This is a genomic window from Ignavibacteriales bacterium, from assembly GCA_016214905.1.
In the GTDB taxonomy this organism is placed as follows: domain Bacteria; phylum Bacteroidota; class Ignavibacteria; order UBA10030; family SZUA-254; genus PNNN01.
Window position 1 is genome coordinate 33,293 of record JACRMQ010000005.1, and the last position, 18,838, is coordinate 52,130.

The window sequence follows — 18,838 nt, forward strand, 5'->3', positions numbered from 1 at the left end:
CAGCAACCAATCTATAGCGCATTATTATATAAACCTGAAACATAATTGATTTCATAAATTAGTTAAAAGCCCAATCTTGGAAAATATATCAACAAACCTTTTCTCATACGTATGATCACGCAACGCCCGTTGAAATCCCGCTTGGCGAATGTTTTCGCGTTCTTCATCGTTACTAAGATAATATTTTATTTTATCTTTTAAATCATTGGTATCCGAAAATACTGCAATCTCTTTCCCGGGAATAAAATATTCATCAAGATTATCCGCGTATTGGGTTAAAAGAAATCCTCCGGAACCCGGGATCTCGAAATTACGCCCTTTAATTTGATGTCGCCGCTTGCCTGTTAACACTTTTATATTTCGTAACATTTGAAGCGGAGAATTAAAGTGCAGAGAATCATCGGCGCGGCGGTTAATGAATACTTTTGTTATAGGTTTCCAATCAAAGACGATCGAACTTTCGGTAAAGTTCAAATTGATTTTACTGCGTGAGAACATTTTTACCATATCCTCGTGATTCAATCGACCATTTTCCCAACCCTTACCCCAGCACTTAATATTCAAGCCGTTTTTCTCTAATTGGTGTAAAATCCGCTTCCTGTTTGAATGAGACTGACCGATAAAAGTAACGTCATGCTCTTTAACTACGTCATGATTCTTATATAGATGATGGTTGAAACCCCATTGAGTCTTGATGACATTTTTACAACCAATTCTTTGATACATATCGACCGATAGGCTATCAGTAGTAGAGATCCAATCGAACAATGGCGCCCAGTGCTTAGAATAATTTTCAAATCTCCAATGATCGTCGCCAAACCAATTAAAAGTAATACTGCCCGACTTCTCTGTAATCGTTTGGATGGTTTCCTTCTTAATCTCATCTGTGAACAAAACGAAAAAACAGCAATCCGGTTTTAACTCATGAACAGTTTCAATCAGTCGCTTGTTCATATTATCCCGGCCAATATCGCGCATAATTTCGTCGAACGGGAAGAAGTCAACTTGGTAATTTTCGGAACGGATTAAAGAATTATATAAATTGAAATACTCGTAACTGAAACCGAGTTCCGGTTTTCCGTAATCGTATTTTAAGCCGATGTAAAGTAAACGAGTTTTCGTTGATTTATTTGTATCTGGCGATGGAGTCAATTGTTTAATTTTTTGTTTAACAACTTTTTATTTTCAATTTCTTCTATTTTTTGTGACAATAATTCACCGATAGCATCCCAAGAATATTTTCGTGCTATCATACGCCTTTCTTCTTTTTCTTCCAAACTATTTCTTCGTAAAGCAACGTCTATAAGAGAAATGAATTCGTTGTCGTCTTCAGCGATAAGAATAGAATTACCGAATCTTCTAGCTTCCGGCAGATTAGTTGATATTACCGGTAACCCCAGCGCAAGATATTCAAGTATTTTAATAGGATTTGAAGCGATGGTTAATTCGTTTAGAACAAAAGGAACAATTCCAGCATCAAATAAACGTGCGTAGTTTGGAAGCTCATCATAAGAAACTTCACCAAGGTAAATAAAATTTTCCAACCGTGAATATTTCCCAATATCAACAGTCGCTCTGCCAATCAGTACAAACGAAACCGATGGATACGCTTTCGCACATTTAAAAACAAGTTCAATATCCACCCAGGTAGTAATCAAACCAAAAAAACCGACGATTGGTTTTTTAATATTTTTTATTCGTTCCGGTATAGCCACAGTTGTTTGTTGAAAATGTTCCACCTCTACCCCCTGAGGAAGAAAGTGATTCTCACCGGTTTTACATCGTCGGGTTTGTAAGAGTGTATCGGAGACAGCAAAACAGCCATCAACCAGATTTAATATCTTTTTTTCCATCTCATTTAAAGATTTGAACACATTATCAAATCGATTGTAATCATCGAAGCAGAGATAATAACTTGATTTTTCCCGCAATTTTCCAACGATATCACATGCAACAGGAGTAGATACCAATAAAATAACATTTGAGAAATTAAGTTCTTCGATTTTGAGAAGGATTTTTCTCTTCAATAAAAAATTATTTAGCCACCTGATTAACCTAATATCATAAAAAGGAAAAATGAACGGATGTATTTCGATAATGTTGTTATGATTTAATTTTTTAGGATTTGTTGAAACAATATTTTTAAATTTTTCTATTATTCTTTTAAAATCATAAAAGCGAAAGCGTGGCGACCGCAACCCCAATGAACTAACCCATAATATACGGTTAGACACTGATAAAACGCGAGCAATGTGCTGGATTGTTGACGGATGCCTACCCCAGTCATCACCAAAAATTATTATGTCGCGATCTTGAAGCATGAGAACTTTTTAAAATACAAAGTATAGTTATTTATTTTTAAAAATAAATGGATTAATTCTGATCAAATGTTTGAGGGAGTACCAGTAATATTTAAATTTTTCTACATGATTGAAATTATTCTTTGTTGTTATGCGACTCACTAAGATTGCCAAAGCCCATATGAAAACACGCAATCCAACTGCACAGAACATTTCTAGGTATGCAATGAAGGCGTATAGGAATCCATAGTGTTTTCTATAATATTCTACTTCACTGGTATAAAGCATGAATCTGGCTGAATATTCTTTTATTGTACTACTTCCACCTTCATAATGGTAAATCGATCCGTGCGGCCAATAAACAATTCTCCAATGCTTTTTTACCCTAAAGCAAAAATCTTGTTCCTCGGAATACAGAAAGAATCTTTCATCAAATCCGCCTAATTGATCTATTATAAGCCGTCGAGTAAGTAAAAATGCACCTTTGACAATTTCAACATCTTGCTCTCGATTATAATCGGTTACCCAAGGATTTCGAAACCAGCCGGTATGCGATAAAAACTTAGAAATCGCAAGCATTTCTAAAAAAAGAGTCCAAATTGTCGGAAAATCTCTCGCAGATGATTGTACGCTTCCATCAGGATTTAATATTTTACAACCAAGTATGCCAACATCCGAATTTTCATCTAAGTACTTAACTGAACTATCTAATACTCCAGTGTTAATTATTGTATCTGAATTTAGAAACAAGATGTATCTTCCCGATGAATTTGCTATCCCGATATTGTTTGCCGATGCAAATCCTACATTTTTATTATTTCTAATTACCTTTACCCATGGAAATTTATTCTCAATCAATGATACACTACCATCACTTGAATTGTTATCAACAACAATCGTTTCATATCTAATTCCTTGACCATATTTATGAATAGAGTCCAAGCAAGAGATTAATAAATCTTTTGTGTTAAAATTAACAATAATAATTGATAAATCCATTATCGATAGACTTGTTTTGAGGGTTAACCACTGATGGAATAACGGTTTATTCTCTTGAACTTATCAAGTATATAACCTATTCCCGTTGCTCCAAAAAGATACACCAATAACACACCACTACGGGTTGCCATTACAAAAATGCTCATCCCAATCACGACGAAAAAATACGATAAAAAAGCAAGATCAACATAATTGTTATTTTGCATGTACCTATACCAGAATATTGATGTTACAAATCCGATTAAATAAGGGCCCAGCAAAATGCCGATGAGTCCAAAATCAGCATGTAATTCGCGAAGATATGTCCCAGTATTCGCCCCAGTGGGAGTATTATACCGAACCTGATATGTTTCAACTTGAGTGTCTAAACCTAATTTATTAAGAAAACGATAAAGTGGTGCAAAAGTATGACCACCCGGAATTGAAAATTCACCGTCCCCCTTTAGGTATTGATTGAGAACACCAAAATTAGCAGTAAAGTATAAATAAATTGAGGGTGTAATGAAACTTGATTTTCGCATTTTAAGAAGCGTGCTGCTAGAGCCCCTAAATGTTTCGATTGCCCCCCTCGCACTTCTTATCATTTCAGCTCCAGCAATTATAATAAAAAATATTATGAATAATGTTATCCATCTTTTAAATGTGAATATACCATCTTTGAATTTAGTATGTAACTTTTCTTTCTTTGTAAAAAAATATCCACAACTAAAAAGCAATCCGGCAATAACTAGATTAGCTCGACCCATATTTGTAACTTCAGTGATGAGAACAATAATTAATGGTAAAACCGCTACAAATTTTAATCGACCTTCTTTTCTAGTAACAACACCGGCTAAAAGAGTTGCACTCAGCGCTAACGAACTCATATACGGAATACTTCCCGGTAGTCCCTCAGAAACTCTATAGGAATATAACAAACTCCCAAACGCCAATAAATTAGTCAGATTCCCAAATATCTTTAATACTAAGTACAATCCATGTAATGCGGCTAATAATGAAATAATGTTTATTACCCATAACATCTTTTTTAGCAGAATATTTTCATCAGTACACGATCTATACTGTATATCAGAATTGTTAAACAATACCGCAGATTTAACCTGAGCATAATGCAATTTAGTCATAGAATTTGTGGTGGCTCCAAGCACAAAAGTTAGCCAACCGACTATTATAACAATCCATGTCTCGTTTTCTATGGGATAATAATCGATCAAGCGCAATTCAAAAAATACTAGCGAAAAACCCCAAATTCCAGTATAGATAGTTACATGATTAAACCAACAACCATAAATCCAACGACCAAACAGGCAGAATATTCCTCCAAAGAAAAGTAATACCAGAATTAACATACCGGGCAAGGAGATTTATGAAGGTTTTTTGTCATCTTTTCATGACAGAGTTTTCGATCGATAAGATAACCGAATCCAAGCGACCCAATTAAACAAACTAATAAATCACCGCTTCGTGTTGCTATATAAAAAAGACTCATTGCAATCACAACCAATAAATAAGAAAAGACTGCCATATCCGTATACCTACCACTTCTTTTCATTCGATACCAGAAAAACGACGAGAAAATTCCTAATAAATATGGACATATAAAAACACCTATGAGACCAAAATCAGCATGAAATTCCCTCAAATATGTACCAGTGTTAGCTGATACAGGTGTTGGATATTTAATCTGATAGGTCTCAACGTGTGTATTAAATCCGAGTTTTGCCATTATTCTAAACAGGGGGGCAAAAGTATTGCTTCCCCAAAAATTATTTTCACCATCATGCTTTAGATATTGGTTAAACACACCATGATGAACAGTTAGATAAAGATAAATCGAAGGCGTAATAAAACTCATACCACCTAATTTTTCTAATGTTTGACTTGCACCATGAAATTTTTCGTTAACTCCACGAGTGCTCCTCACGAATTCTGCGCCTATGATAAGAAATGCAATTGCAACTATAAATATCGCGATCTTTTTAAAAATATTGGAAATTGATTTCCGATACTTCTGCCGATGTTCTTTACCCATAAAATAAAAGCCGCTAAAAAATAAGACGCCAGCCATTATCAATTTGGCTCTTCCCATACTTGCAATTTCTAAGATTATAATAATTACGAAAGGAATGACTGCAACAATTTTCAATCTGCCAACCTTTGAAGTGTATACACCCGCCAGTAATATACTTGTTAACGCAAGCGAACTGACATAAGGAATGCCGCCTGGTAATCCTTCCGACACTCGATATGAATATAAAAAATTACCATAGATAATCACATTGGACAAACTACCGAATTTGTTAATGAGGACATTCCATTGGTATATTGTCGTTAAAAATGTTATAACATTCAAAATCCACAATATTTTTTTTAAAAGCCTCAGTTCATCAGTAATTTTATCAGATTTCTCTATGGATATTGAACATGACAAATTATTTTTTTGCAAGGGAATATTTTTATAAGCAAAATAAACAGTAATTGCACCAAGGATAAAAGCACACCATCCGCAAAAAATAATAATCCATGTTTCAATCTCAATTTTATAGTAATTGATCAAATTTAATTCAAAGAGCAGCAGGGATACGCCCCAGGTCGCCGCATAAAGACTAACATGGGTAAACCACACCCCGAATATCGTCCGAGACAGAATAATAGATCCGACTGTTGCAATTATAATAAGTATAATTATCATCTATAAATTATCTGAATAATTTCGATCGTATTAACACCAAATTTTCTTTCTCCTGAGAATTTAGAAAATAATACCATACTGTTAAGAAATATAGCAATAAGAACGCGACAGAAATTATAGCATTTACTAGATTGTTGGAAGAGATAAAAAAGATTATCAATGACAGAAATGCAACGATCAGATGGAAAGGATACCTTCCATAATTGATAAATAAACTTTTGAATTCAAATGATTTAACTGATATACGATTCACGCCTGCAAAGAGAAGAACCGCATCTATAACAACACGAACTGTCCAGGCAATTGCTGCCCCCATAATACCAAATATAGGAATCAAAACGAGATTTAGTATAATCAATATTGGCAACTCAATTAAATGAAATTTTGCAGTTAAATCAGGGCGATTCAATGCATGTAATGTGGTTGCCGGTATTTGGGCGAGAGAATTAAAGAAAAAACCAATCAAGAGAATTTGGAAAATAATTATGCTTTCCGAAGCATAACCGTTTCCTATCCAGATATTAATAATCTCTTGAGTATTAACAATCAAGAAAATAATGATAGGTAATAGAAATATAAACAAATATTTTATTGATTTATCATAAATATCCATTACTTTGTTTCCACCGGCATTCAATACCGACTGACCGCTAAGCGCGGGGAACAATGTAGTCGTAAGACTCAATGGAATAATTAAGAAGCGGCTGATAGCTTCTTGTGGCAGAGTGTATACGGCGACAGCACTCAAAGACAACAATATTCCAATCAAGAAGCGATCTAAATATAAAAACAATGGACTTATAATTTGAGATATTGTTAACCAGCTTCCAAATTTTAAAATACTTTTAATAGTATCTTTATCCCAAATATTTATACTATCATAAATATGGGGGATCAACCTGGATAAACCAGCAAATGCAATAATTGTCATTAAAATTCGAATACCAATTGTCAAGTAAATAATTTCTTTTATCCCAAATCCAAATGTAATTAGAAGCACTGCTCCTAGCCATTGGCCAACACCTAAAATACTTTGAAAAATATTTACTAAATCGAAACGCTGAAGAGCCATTTGAAACCCTTTAATACTTCCAAACAAAAGCATAAAGGGAAGTCCTATCGCAGAAGCGATCATAGACGATATGGCAATGTTCATCAGTGATTCGTCAACTTTGAATATATCCCTTACAAAAATCGGAGTTAGGGATATTAACATAATACCAAAAACTATTCCGATTATTGATGTTATAAAAAGAGAAGTCCAAACTAATTTTCTAATATTTAATTTATCATCTAATGCTACTGCTTCCGCAAGAAACTTTGTATTAGCCCTGCTAAGCCCAAAATCAAATAAACTGAAATAACCGATAACCGCCCAAATTAATGATAGAAGTCCGAAACCCTCTTTCGACAAACCATGGAGAATATTTGGTAAACTCCATATTACAACAGCCATCAAGATTAGTTGTGTGATAAGATTATAAAAAGTGTTCTTAACCACTAAGAAAGTTAATGGTTGATTATTCTCCAAATTTTTCACAATCGACCAAAAATAATACCTTTATAAGCTGATCTTTATTTTATAAAGAGCTATGATCCTATTGACAAATCCCTTGAGCCGATTTTCCGTAAGATTTTCTATTTTATTCTTAAGAAATATTGCGTGCATCCAAAATGATAACAGAATTGAAAGAAATAATGTAATCATGGTAGTGGAAAAAACTATTAACGATCTTTGAGGTTTCGCTTTACGAGTAGGGGGAACCGCTTTATCCAAGACAAGTAATACCGGTACATCTTTTTGCTCATCTATTTTGGATTGTTCATATAATGGTATCAACACTTCTAATATTTTTTGCCCTATTGCAACATCACGATACAAACGGTAAGATTCGAGACCAATTTGAGGAAATGTGGATAATTTTTTTTCCATCTCGCCTAATTCAATTAATTTTTGATTAAGGATTTCATTGTCTTTTCCAAGGTTACGCTGGATGATTGCAATCTCAATTTCTTTTTTTGCTTTCATTGAATATAATTCAGCAATAGCAGAAATTGCACCCGTTTGCTCGGGAGAAATTATTATACCTTTTTGTTCTTGTTGCTTTACCAATGTTTCTTCAGCTTTTTTTAAATTTTCTCTAGCATCATTTAAACGACGTTCAATAAATTCTCTATTGCTGTGGGCTTCTCGGGTTGCTAACCGTATGCTCGTCTCGTTCAAAACAGCGATAAAATAATTTGCCATTGCAGATGCGCGAATCGGATCTTTATCATAAACATCTATCGTGATATAGTCATCGTCTTGGTACTCGAATGCAACATTTTCCCGAAGAGATTTCACACAATCCTCCATAGAAGAATCGGAGATATTATACACTTCAAATAAATTGAATTTCCTTATAACATCTTCCATGATAGTGCGACTTTTTAATATCGCGAAATAATTATATGCGCCTGGGTTTTGACCAAACCCTCCTATTTTAGGTAATGCAGATAATCCACGAAGAACACTGCTTCCACCGGCAAACAGATTTAGTATCCCCTGCTCTTTAGGTGACATTATAGTTGCTGTCCCTTTGTACCATTTGGGAAGCATCAAACTAAGAATAATTGAAAAGACAGCAATCACTAAAGTATTGGCAATTATAAATTTCCGCCATTTTACTAGGATATCTATGTATATCATTTAACTGTCTTTCTTTGCTTAAATTAAAATTAATTTTTCAATATCTTTTTATCAAAATCATTATGATTTATTTAGTCACTTGTACGACTATCACCATAATTCCCACAACCACACTCAGCACACTTGCTGCCTGACTCGCGATTGTCATGTAATATGAGAACGGACGGTCCGGGTCCTTCGGTATCCAGATGTAATCACCTTCTTCAATCGTGGTTTCATCGGGATCGAGCCATTGTTTAGTTTTGCTTTTGATAATTTGGACATCGCTTTTACGGGCTCTGTCTGTGTACCCGCCGGCTTTGGATATATAATAATTAACATTCATCCCATCGATATAGGCAATGTGCCCCGGCAAAACAACCTGCCCGAAAACATATATCGTCTTTTTTACAGATGGAACTAGGATATAATCCTCATCCTGCAAAATCACGTCTTGAGAACTATCGCCGCTCAAAAATAATTTTTCAAAATCAATACTTACAATTTCTTTTTGAAGACGGAGCTCTGTTTCTAAATAATAATCCAAACTGTCTTCGGTAGAAACTCCTCCCCGCGCGCTTAAAAGACGTTCGGTTTGAACTTCACGGGGTTGAATGGACCTTCGGTTGAGCGTGGCAGAGTTCAATGATGCAAATTCAGTAAAACCCCCTGCTTGCTGTACAACTTCAGATATTTTTGTTTTGTTTTTTGTAATTGGGTAAGTGCCGGGATACATTACCTCACCCAGAACAACAACACGATAATCTTCACGCAATTCTTTACGGGCTTTTACAACAATTCGGTCTCCCGGTTCTAATGGGAAATTAGGTTGAGCGCCGTTTATAATTGGATCAACATTAATTACCTTGCTCGTTAAAATTGTTCCATCCAACGAAAGACGTGTAAACTCAACGCTGTCTCGCATTGCTAGATGAGTACAACCCATTCCGATTTTGAAGGCGTCGAGCAAACTGTCTCCTTCAACAAATTCATATCTTCCGGGAGAGTTGACTTCGCCGTAGATACCGAAAACATTTTTCACCGGATTTTTTCTCGGAACAACGATAACATCACCTTCACGTAAAAACGGATTCCAGCGATCTTCTTTTGTCGCAAGGAATTTTGTGATATCAACATGATCAATCGTTCCGTTCCGATGTCTCAGTATAATATTTCTTGTAGACATTCCCTGCACAACAGCATTGGCCTGGTCCTGATTTTGCGATCGAGTCGGTTTATTAGCTTCTTCGATGGCACGTGTGGCTCGATCTATAGCAACCAGTGTGTATAATCCCTCGTTCAGCACGTTACCTGTCACAGTTACAATAATCGGACGCGGTTTGAGAAGTGTAACGGTTATATCGGCAGATAAATATTTTTTTCTCGTTTCCTGATAAACTTTTTCTTTAACTTCAGCGAGCGTAATATCGGAGACTTTAACTTCACCAACCGTCGGAATAATCAACGTACCCTCCGGAGTAACAGTCAATGAAAAATTGAACGGTGGACTCATCCAGATATTCACGGCGATAACATCTGATGGACCGACAAAATATTTTTCAGGATCGATCGTCGATTCAAGAGCTATTCCCATCGGTTGCACAATGGTTGGCGATGTTTTATCCTGAAGCTGTAACCCGAAATCATCAATCTTTTGCTTGTCCTGAGAGGTTGACAGGGACATCAATAAAACCAAGAGTACAACTATCTTAATCATATATTTAAAATACATAACACCCTTATCTATTTCCATACAATTTCTGATAATATTGTTGATACTCGCCGCTGATTATCCGGCGCCACCATTGCTCGTTGTTAAGATACCAGTTTACGGTTTTTTCCAAACCGATTTCAAATGTGACGCTTGGCTTCCATCCGAGTTCCGTTTCGATCTTCGACGCATCAATCGCATACCGCCGATCATGGCCCGGACGGTCTTTCACATATTTAATCAGCGATTCCGGTTTATTAAGAATTTTCAATAGTAATTTCACTATGTTGATATTCGCCCACTCATTATTTCCTCCGATATTATAGATCTCTCCGACTTTCCCTTTGCGAAGCACTACATCAATCGCGATGCAATGATCTTTAACATAAAGCCAATCTCGTATATTCATCCCGTCGCCGTAAACAGGCAATGGTTTATTATCGAGCGCGTTGGCAATCATCAATGGTAAAAGTTTTTCGGGAAACTGATAAGGTCCGTAATTATTGGAACAGCGGGTTATGACAACAGGCAATCCGAATGTATGTTCGTAAGCAAGCGCTAACAGATCGGCGGAAGTTTTTGATGCGGAATAAGGACTGTTAGGATGAAGCGGCGTTGTTTCCGTGAATTTCCCTTCATTCCCCAGTGATCCGTAAACCTCATCGGTTGAAATCTGCACGAACTTTTTAATACCGATCTCTTTTGCAATCTGTAACAAAACACCTGTTCCGGTGATATTCGTTTCTATGAAAACGGCAGGTCCCAATATACTGCGATCGACATGCGATTCAGCGGCGAGGTTTATGATAACATCGATATTAAATTTCTTGATACAGTTTTCAACTTCAATTCGGCTGCAGATATCACCTTTTACGAAATGATATTTGGGATTCTTTTCGATATCAGTCAAATTTTCCAGATTACCGGCATAGGTCAGTTTATCGAAATTAATTACAATATCTTCCGGATAAGTATCAAGTATGTACTTAACAAAATTGCTGCCTATGAATCCGCAACCGCCTGTAACTAATATCGTCATAGATTTACTGCTTTGAGTCCTGATTGAATATATAAAATAGACGAATTAAAGTACGAAAATGATGAGTTAAAAACAATAAAATGATTCAGAAATGGCGAAAAATCGCTCTTCTGAATGAAAGTTTATAGTATTATTCGCTTGTAGCAAGTAGTAAGAAATGAATTCCTTTGATTATCTATAGAGATTTCAAGTGTATTAAATAATTTGAACATCACCGGCCGGCAGCCATCCAATCTTCCCATCGGCAAGACGGATTTTACGCCATTCGCCAATGGCATCTAGAAACTCAACTTTAACACCTTCGTGCAATACGAAAAGATCGGTGCTTTGAGAGTCGGGCGCGCTTTTCACTGAAACGGTTTTAGTGAATACAATTCCGGTTCCATTACTGTTTTCACTTCCAATTTGTTTAAACGCGCCTATAAAAGCCAAAACTGTAAAAGCAATAAACACAAGTACGGACAAAAACAATAATCGTTGAATGGTTATCCCTCTTACGACAAAAATCATTATTCCGGTAATAGCAGATAGCCACAAAAAGGTTATTCCGATTGTTGACCAACTTCCGGATGAATATAAATTGATGAACGAGGAGTACCAATTCAGAAAAAATAATCGTGGAATCGGCTCTATCTTATCGACAACACGAAGATTTACAAGACGCAGATTGTAATTTATATCTTCGTCGTCGGGTGATATTTTTTTTGCACGTTCATAATTCAGAATGGAAGCTGGGATATTTCCCATTTTAAAATAGGAGTTGCCGAGGTTGTAATACAACTCCGCGCTTTCGAACCCATTCTTAACAACCTGCTGATATAACTGTGATGCTTTTTCGTACTCACCGCTGCGATAAAGTTGGTTTGCCTGATCGAATTGATGCGACGCTTCCTGAGCAAGTGCATAACAAGATATTAGAGATAATAATACGATTAATAATTTTCTCATCGCAATTGCTCCTCAATAGTTGAAATCAATTCGACGGTTTCTTTGTAAACCTGATCCATTTGAACAGCGTCGGCAGAGGGAGCGAAGCGTGCAAATTCGCACATTTCGATTGTTGAAGAAAGCTTTGCTATCAATTCAACGTTTATTTTTTTATTCTCGAGCGACGAACGCACAAGGTCGATAGATAAATCGGAAGGAGATATTCCTAATTTATCAGCGATATACCCCCATAGCGCGCGTGATATCTCCGTATAAAATTCTTCTTTCTTTTTCCCATCAAGAAATTTTTTAGCATCGGTAAGCCGTTTGCGTGCGATCTTTTGTGCTTTTCTATTTCTCACAAGAACAATATTACCTGTTATTTTCTCACGCCGTTTTAAGAAGATAAGAAAACCTATGAAGCCGAAAATTGGACTTATTACCAAAATAAAAAAGAGTGCACTCCCTGTGAACGTCTCTCCTTTTCGATGTATAGTAATATTACCGCTTTTGATAAATCTGATATCTTCTCCGAGGAGCTTTACGTCTTCTTTGCTCACTCCAGCGGCATAAGTCGATTGGATGTCACTTCCTTTTTCGACCGCGATTGTAAATTCAGGACTTTTCAGCGTAATATAATTTTTCTTTTCAATATCGAAATATGTATATGGGAAAGATGGAATCTTATGTTCTCCGGGATGTCTTGGTATTAACAAAAACTCAAATGTGCGGCTTCCGGTGATTTGATCGCCTTGTTTGGTGATATTATCGGAATTTTTCGGATCGTACTTTTCGATATCCGTTGAAACATTCACCATCGGCGCATCGAGAAGTTTGAGGTTCCCTCTTCCGGATATTTTCACTTTAAGCGTGACAGGTTCATTCGTTTTAGTTTGAGATTTATCGAGCCATGTCTCCATACTGAATTTACCCACTCCGCCAGAAAATCCTGCGGGTACATTATCGCTGGGCAGCGGCAGAACTGTGATAGCGACCGGTTGGTTTCTCACTTTATGATTTACATTAGAAACTCCACCAAAGAAAGGATCATTGAAAAACTGATCGAACAAATCGTTAGAACGGCGTCTCCCCTGCACTTGCACTACACATTCGATCTCCATCGGGTCGATTGTAAGGGTACCGCTCTTTTGGGGGAATAGAGCAACTTTTTTTAAAATTCCCACTCTATATTGCTTGCCGTTAAAAACTTCCGTAGAAAGTTGGACCTGCTTAGGGACATCGAGTTCTTCACTCCAAAATCCGGTAAGAGACGGCATCTTTGAAAGATTATAATTTGCAATATTGACGCGGGTGTAAATTTTATATGTCGCGGTAATTTGTTCTCCCTGAAAGACACGCGATTTATCTATAGATACTTTTAAAAATAGATTATCACCAATCTGTTTACTGATATCAGTATCTTGCTGTGATTGTTTGGATTGCGGTTGTGTTTTGGTTTGGGGTGCGCCTTTAGTCACTTCAATCGTGATCGGTTGTGTTTGAAGTTGTTTACCATTGTAATTGATGAACGCGGGACCTACAACAAATTTACCTTCACTCCTTGGCTGAACGATATAACTGTAAGAGACCGAAGCAGACATTGCACCGTTAATGAATTGCATATTGGTGGATTGATTGGGACCCGAAAGTGTTTGGAAATCGGTGAATGACGGCGGACGAAAATTACTTCCGCCGCTCGATCCGTTCAGAGTGAATGTAATTTCAATCTGCTCCCCCATAGCTATTTTATTTCTATCCACGGACGCAGTGAACGACGCGTCTTGAGCAACGGCGGTCAGAGCAAGCGTAAAATAGAGTCCTAAAATTTTTCCAAATTTTTGTATATACTTATTGACTGTCATTTGTCAGTTGTTATTGATTCTTTGCCCAAAACTCATAACTAATATCTCATATCCCGTATTACCAGTCTTTTTCCACACGGATTCTTGCGGGTGTTTGTTTCTTCAATTTCTTTTGAACATCTTTTTCCTGATTTTTCAACGCTTCAAGAATTCTTTCTGCGTCCTGCTTTGATATCTGCTGTTTTTTCTGTTGAGCTTGTTTCTGTTGCTCTTGTTTATCCTTTTGCTGCTGCTCGTCTTGTTTTTGCTGATCCTGTTTTTGCTGATCTTTTTTATCTTGTTTTTGGTCTTTCTTCTGATCTTGTTTCTGATCTTGCTTTTGTTGTTGTTGCTGCTGCTGTTTTTGAAGCATCCTTTTCGCGTATTCAAGGTTATACTTTGTATCTGCATCTTTAGGGTTCACCTTCAAAGCTTCCTTATAAGCGGCGATTCCCTCAGGAAATTTTTGTTCTTTTACGAGCGCATTTCCAAGATTGTGGAGTGCCTGAGATTTTGTCTCTTCATCTTTTTGATTTTGAGCGGCTATCCTATATTGTTCCGCGGCTTCACCGTACCTCTCTTGCTTGTAGAGCGCATCTCCAAGGTTGAACGCTCCCTGCTTCAGTTCTTTATTTTTCTCGAGTGCCTTCCGGTAGCTCACTTCCGCATCAGAATATTTATCCTTTTTATATAACTGGTTTCCTTCGCGAATCAATGAACGTTCCGATTGGGCATTCAACCGGCTCATCGATAAAAGCGATATAAGTAATGTAATAAATATTTTCATTTTCGTTCTTTGAAGAAATTCCATTTTGATAACCAGCGGTTTTTCCGTTCCGAAATAAAATATTCGATCAATAATAATAAAAGTCCGATTGCAAGAGAATATTGAAACCTGTCTTCATACTCGGTAAATATTTTCGCTCCGAATTCTTTCTTCTCCATAGATTGTATGTTTTTAAAAATCGTATCAAGCTCATCTTGCTGATTTGTTGCTCTGATATACATTCCCCCGCCTGATTCTGCAATTTGCTTTAAAGCTTGTTCATCAAGTTTGGTCACAACCGTGTTTCCATCCTGATCTTTTCTGAAACCCGATTGAATTCCATTTTGATAAACCGGTATCGGAACACCGTCGGGTGAACCCATACCGACAGTATGAACGACAGCTCCATCCTCAACCGCATCTTTAGCGGTTGTAATTGCATCGTCCTCGTGATTCTCTCCGTCCGAGATGATGATAATTACTTTATGTTTCTTTTCGCCCGAGGCAAATGATTTCATCGCGAGTTTAACCGCAGATCCGATAGCGGTTCCGGGAATCGGAACAACATCTGTATCGATAGTGCTGAGTATAAGACGGGCGGCAGAGTAATCTGTAGTGAGCGGCAACTGCAGATAACTATCGCCCGCGAATACGATTAATCCGAGACGATCATTCTGGAATTTATCTATCATGTGAGATATTTCCTGCTTGGCACTTTCAAGCCGGTTCGGTTTGATGTCTTCCGCCTTCATGCTGTTCGAGACATCTAACGCGATCATAATATCTACACCTTCGCGTTTAACTTCTTCCATCTTAGTTCCGATTTGAGGATTAGCGATGCCAAGAATTATAAATGCGAATGCGGTAAAACTTGTGAAGAATTTTATAGATTTTTTGTACCTGCTCAACATCGGCATTAAATTATCCAGCAATGAGGGATTGCCGAATCGATCTAAATTTTTCTTCCGCATTCTCAACGACCAGTAGAACAAAATTACGAGCACCGGTAAAAGTGCGAGTGCGTAAAGATATGCCGGATGTGCGAATCTGATCAAGGTATCTTCCTGAATAATGTTTGAGCGAAAATTAATTCTAAAACCAAAAATAATCCGGCAAAAATTGCGGTGGTGTAATATTCTTCTTTGTGGCGACGGAATTGGGTTACCTCTATCTTTGTTTTTTCAAGCCGATCAATCTCATCGTAGATGGCTTTTAATTTTTTATTATCTGTAGCGCGGTAATACTTTCCACCGGTTTGATCTGCAATCTGCTGTAGTAATTTTTCATCAATCTCGACAGGGACGTTTTGATATTGCGTTCCGAATGGTGTTTGCACGGGATATGGCGCCATGCCTATTGTCCCGACTCCTATCGTATAGACACGGATACCAAATTCTTGCGCGATTCCCGCGGCTGTCATCGGATCGATAAAACCTCTGTTATTTATTCCGTCGGTCAGAAGAACAATTACCTTGCTTTTCGCTTTACTATCTTTTAACCGGCTTACAGCCGTGGCTAATCCCATTCCGATTGCAGTGCCATCTTCGATCATTCCGCTTTTAATTTCCGATAAAACATTTTTCAATACCGCATGATCGAGCGTGAGCGGACACTGAGTAAAACTTTCACCCGAAAAAACAACCAATCCGATTCTGTCTGTCAATCGTCCATCTATAAAATCGATAGCCGTTTTCTTTGCCGCCTCTATCCGATTCGGTCTGAAATCTTCCGCGAGCATGCTTCCAGATATATCGTTGACCAATACGATGTCTATTCCTTCAGTCGAGACGTTTTCACCCTTTGATGTCGATTGAGGTCTCGCAAGCGATATGATTAAAAATATAACAGCCAAAATTCTTAGCAAAAATAATGTGTGCCTGAACCTTTGCCTCCAGCTTCGTGGGACAGATTGAAATACTTTTATTGTGGATACCTGCAATTCCACTATTTGCTGTTTTTGTTTCTTCCAGTACCAGTGAATCATAAGCGGCAAGAAGAGAAGCAAAAAGAAATATTCAGGATTGGCGAAAGTCATGCTGCTACCTCTTCCACCGGTATCTCTTTTGGAGTTTCAATTCTTTCTCGCCATGTTTCTTCGACAAAATTAAATCCAAGCGCTAAACTTTTCTCGTTCTCTTCTGCCACCGGTTGAAACTTCGCGAACTTGACAAGATCGGCCCGTAATAGTATTTCTTTCAATTCCTCTTTGGAATTATTCTTGATAGTCTCTTTTCCAAAAGCATTCAGAATTTCATCAGTCGTCGATTCCATCGCGAGTATTTTAAATCGCCTTTCGATGTATAAACGAACGATGTCGGTAAGTTGGGAATGAAACTCTTTTAATTTCCCACGTTGCCAAAGTTTTTCAGATTCGAGAGAGCGAAGAGCTTCAATGGCTAATTCGTTTGCGGGTCTTGATGGTGCTTCGGGAATTAACGGTTCACCTCGTTTGCGCTTTCTGATAATATATCGCGCAAGCCACACAATTCCCGTTACTCCAATAAGCACAAGCAAATACGGCAGAACATCTGCAAATGTAATTGGAACCGAAAGAGGTGGTTTAACGTCTTTTATGTCTTGTGAAGTATCAACTGCAACGGTTCCAACATTCATTATTATTGGTGAGGTTTCAATAAAATATTTTGTGGTATCACCGGTGCGTGTATAATTAACAGCGATTGCGGGAATTATATGCATGCCCGAATCGAATGATGTAACGATGAAATCTTGAACTCTCAAAGTTCGTTGATCGATTCGCTTTATAGAAGGTTCTTCCCGCTTGATGATTTCAAATCCTTCAAGCGAATCGGGAAAGGACGGAATAGCAACATTGATATTATTCGGATGTTCGATTTCAAGATGAAGCTTGAACCAATCGCCTATCATGATATGATTGGAATCGACTTTGGCAATCGCTTTTACATCCTGAGAAAAAGAGAACTGATTTAATAAAAATAACAATCCAAGAATCAACAAAATCCGCAATCCCAAATCCGCAATCCCAAATCTAAAATTCACCATCTTTTCTCCCTCGCTCTGAAGAAATTCATAAGCGGATTGATATACGATTGATCGATACGTATATCGATACCGTCCACTCCGCTGCGGCGGAATAGTTTAGTCCGTTCTTCCTGTCGATCACTCCACCATTTTCCGTATCGCTGAATAACGCGCCTGTCCGATGAATCTACCCAAATTGATTCTCCTGTCTCAGCATCAACAACTCGCATCAGTCCAACAGGCACCATACCTGATTCCCGCGGATCGAACAACCTGACACCGATGAGATCATGCTTTCGCGCGGCAATTTTAAGCGCGTCATCATATCCTTCATCGAGAAAATCGGAAATTAAAAAGGCAATGCTTCTTTTTTTAATCGCGCTTGTCAAGTAACGTAATCCTTCTGATATTTTTGTGCCACGATGAGAAGGTTGAAAATCGAGAAGCTCACGAACGATGCGAAGCACATGAGTTCTTCCTTTTTTCGGTGGAATGAATTTTTCAATTACATCGCTGAAGAAAATAACTCCCACCTTATCGTTGTTCTGAAGCGCGGAAAACGCGAGCACAGCGCAAAGCTCGGCGGCAATATCTTTTTTCATTTGATGAACCGTACCGAATTCACCCGAACCACTTACATCTACAACCAGCATCACTGTAAGCTCGCGCTCTTCTTCGTATATCTTCACATAAGGATGATTGAATCGAGCTGATACGTTCCAGTCGATTGAGCGGATATCGTCCCCGAACTGATATTCCCGAACCTCGCTGAACGACATACCTTTCCCTTTGAACACGCTATGGTATTCACCTGAAAAGATTTGGTTAACCAAACCTTTCGTTCGGATTTCAATCTTTCGGACTTTTTTTATTAACTCTGATGTTTCCATGAAGA

Annotated in this window: 16 protein-coding genes; all 16 read right to left on the reverse strand. The window is 37.5% G+C overall.

The window, feature by feature from the left end; all coding sequences use genetic code 11:
- Positions 1 to 51: 51 nt before the first annotated feature.
- Positions 52 to 1,152, reverse strand: a complete 1,101-nt coding sequence (locus HZB59_02975; GenBank protein ID MBI5020376.1) for a glycosyltransferase — start codon at positions 1,150 to 1,152, stop codon at positions 52 to 54.
- A complete protein-coding gene (locus HZB59_02980) occupies positions 1,149 to 2,027 on the reverse strand; it encodes a glycosyltransferase (protein ID MBI5020377.1) in 879 nt (292 codons plus the stop codon). The genes HZB59_02975 and HZB59_02980 overlap by 4 nt, the downstream gene beginning before the upstream one ends.
- A gap of 321 nt (positions 2,028 to 2,348) precedes the next feature.
- Positions 2,349 to 3,299 carry a glycosyltransferase family 2 protein gene (locus tag HZB59_02985; protein MBI5020378.1) on the reverse strand — a complete coding sequence of 317 codons (951 nt, stop codon included), beginning with the start codon at positions 3,297 to 3,299 and terminating at the stop codon, positions 2,349 to 2,351.
- 23 nt (positions 3,300 to 3,322) lie between these two features.
- Positions 3,323 to 4,648 (reverse strand): oligosaccharide repeat unit polymerase, encoded by a 1,326-nt coding sequence (locus HZB59_02990; protein MBI5020379.1) that lies wholly within the window; start codon positions 4,646 to 4,648, stop codon positions 3,323 to 3,325.
- Complete coding sequence (locus HZB59_02995; protein ID MBI5020380.1) at positions 4,642 to 5,991, reverse strand: oligosaccharide repeat unit polymerase; 1,350 nt, start codon at positions 5,989 to 5,991, stop codon at positions 4,642 to 4,644. Before HZB59_02995 ends, HZB59_02990 begins: the two co-directional genes overlap by 7 nt.
- A gap of 7 nt (positions 5,992 to 5,998) precedes the next feature.
- On the reverse strand, positions 5,999 to 7,531 hold the full coding sequence (locus HZB59_03000) for a flippase (GenBank protein ID MBI5020381.1): 1,533 nt from the start codon (positions 7,529 to 7,531) through the stop codon (positions 5,999 to 6,001).
- A gap of 21 nt (positions 7,532 to 7,552) precedes the next feature.
- Positions 7,553 to 8,680 carry a hypothetical protein gene (locus tag HZB59_03005; GenBank protein ID MBI5020382.1) on the reverse strand — a complete coding sequence of 376 codons (1,128 nt, stop codon included), beginning with the start codon at positions 8,678 to 8,680 and terminating at the stop codon, positions 7,553 to 7,555.
- Between the two features lie 67 nt (positions 8,681 to 8,747).
- Entirely contained in the window at positions 8,748 to 10,412 is a 1,665-nt protein-coding gene (locus HZB59_03010; GenBank protein ID MBI5020383.1) for an SLBB domain-containing protein, read from the reverse strand.
- On the reverse strand, positions 10,399 to 11,409 hold the full coding sequence (gene rfbB, locus HZB59_03015) for a dTDP-glucose 4,6-dehydratase (protein MBI5020384.1): 1,011 nt from the start codon (positions 11,407 to 11,409) through the stop codon (positions 10,399 to 10,401). Before rfbB ends, HZB59_03010 begins: the two co-directional genes overlap by 14 nt.
- 195 nt (positions 11,410 to 11,604) lie before the next feature.
- Positions 11,605 to 12,357, reverse strand: a complete 753-nt coding sequence (locus tag HZB59_03020; protein MBI5020385.1) for a tetratricopeptide repeat protein — start codon at positions 12,355 to 12,357, stop codon at positions 11,605 to 11,607.
- Positions 12,354 to 14,198: a protein BatD gene (locus tag HZB59_03025; GenBank protein MBI5020386.1), complete on the reverse strand. Its 1,845-nt coding sequence runs from the start codon at positions 14,196 to 14,198 to the stop codon at positions 12,354 to 12,356. The genes HZB59_03020 and HZB59_03025 overlap by 4 nt, the downstream gene beginning before the upstream one ends.
- A gap of 58 nt (positions 14,199 to 14,256) precedes the next feature.
- Positions 14,257 to 14,964: a tetratricopeptide repeat protein gene (locus HZB59_03030; protein MBI5020387.1), complete on the reverse strand. Its 708-nt coding sequence runs from the start codon at positions 14,962 to 14,964 to the stop codon at positions 14,257 to 14,259.
- Positions 14,961 to 15,998, reverse strand: a complete 1,038-nt coding sequence (locus HZB59_03035; protein ID MBI5020388.1) for a VWA domain-containing protein — start codon at positions 15,996 to 15,998, stop codon at positions 14,961 to 14,963. The genes HZB59_03030 and HZB59_03035 overlap by 4 nt, the downstream gene beginning before the upstream one ends.
- A complete protein-coding gene (locus HZB59_03040) occupies positions 15,995 to 16,978 on the reverse strand; it encodes a VWA domain-containing protein (protein ID MBI5020389.1) in 984 nt (327 codons plus the stop codon). The genes HZB59_03035 and HZB59_03040 overlap by 4 nt, the downstream gene beginning before the upstream one ends.
- The gene (locus tag HZB59_03045; GenBank protein MBI5020390.1) at positions 16,975 to 17,964 is read right to left on the reverse strand and encodes a hypothetical protein; all 990 of its coding nucleotides are present in this window, start codon (positions 17,962 to 17,964) and stop codon (positions 16,975 to 16,977) included. The genes HZB59_03040 and HZB59_03045 overlap by 4 nt, the downstream gene beginning before the upstream one ends.
- The gene (locus HZB59_03050) at positions 17,958 to 18,833 is read right to left on the reverse strand and encodes a DUF58 domain-containing protein (GenBank protein ID MBI5020391.1); all 876 of its coding nucleotides are present in this window, start codon (positions 18,831 to 18,833) and stop codon (positions 17,958 to 17,960) included. The genes HZB59_03045 and HZB59_03050 overlap by 7 nt, the downstream gene beginning before the upstream one ends.
- Positions 18,834 to 18,838: the final 5 nt, after the last annotated feature.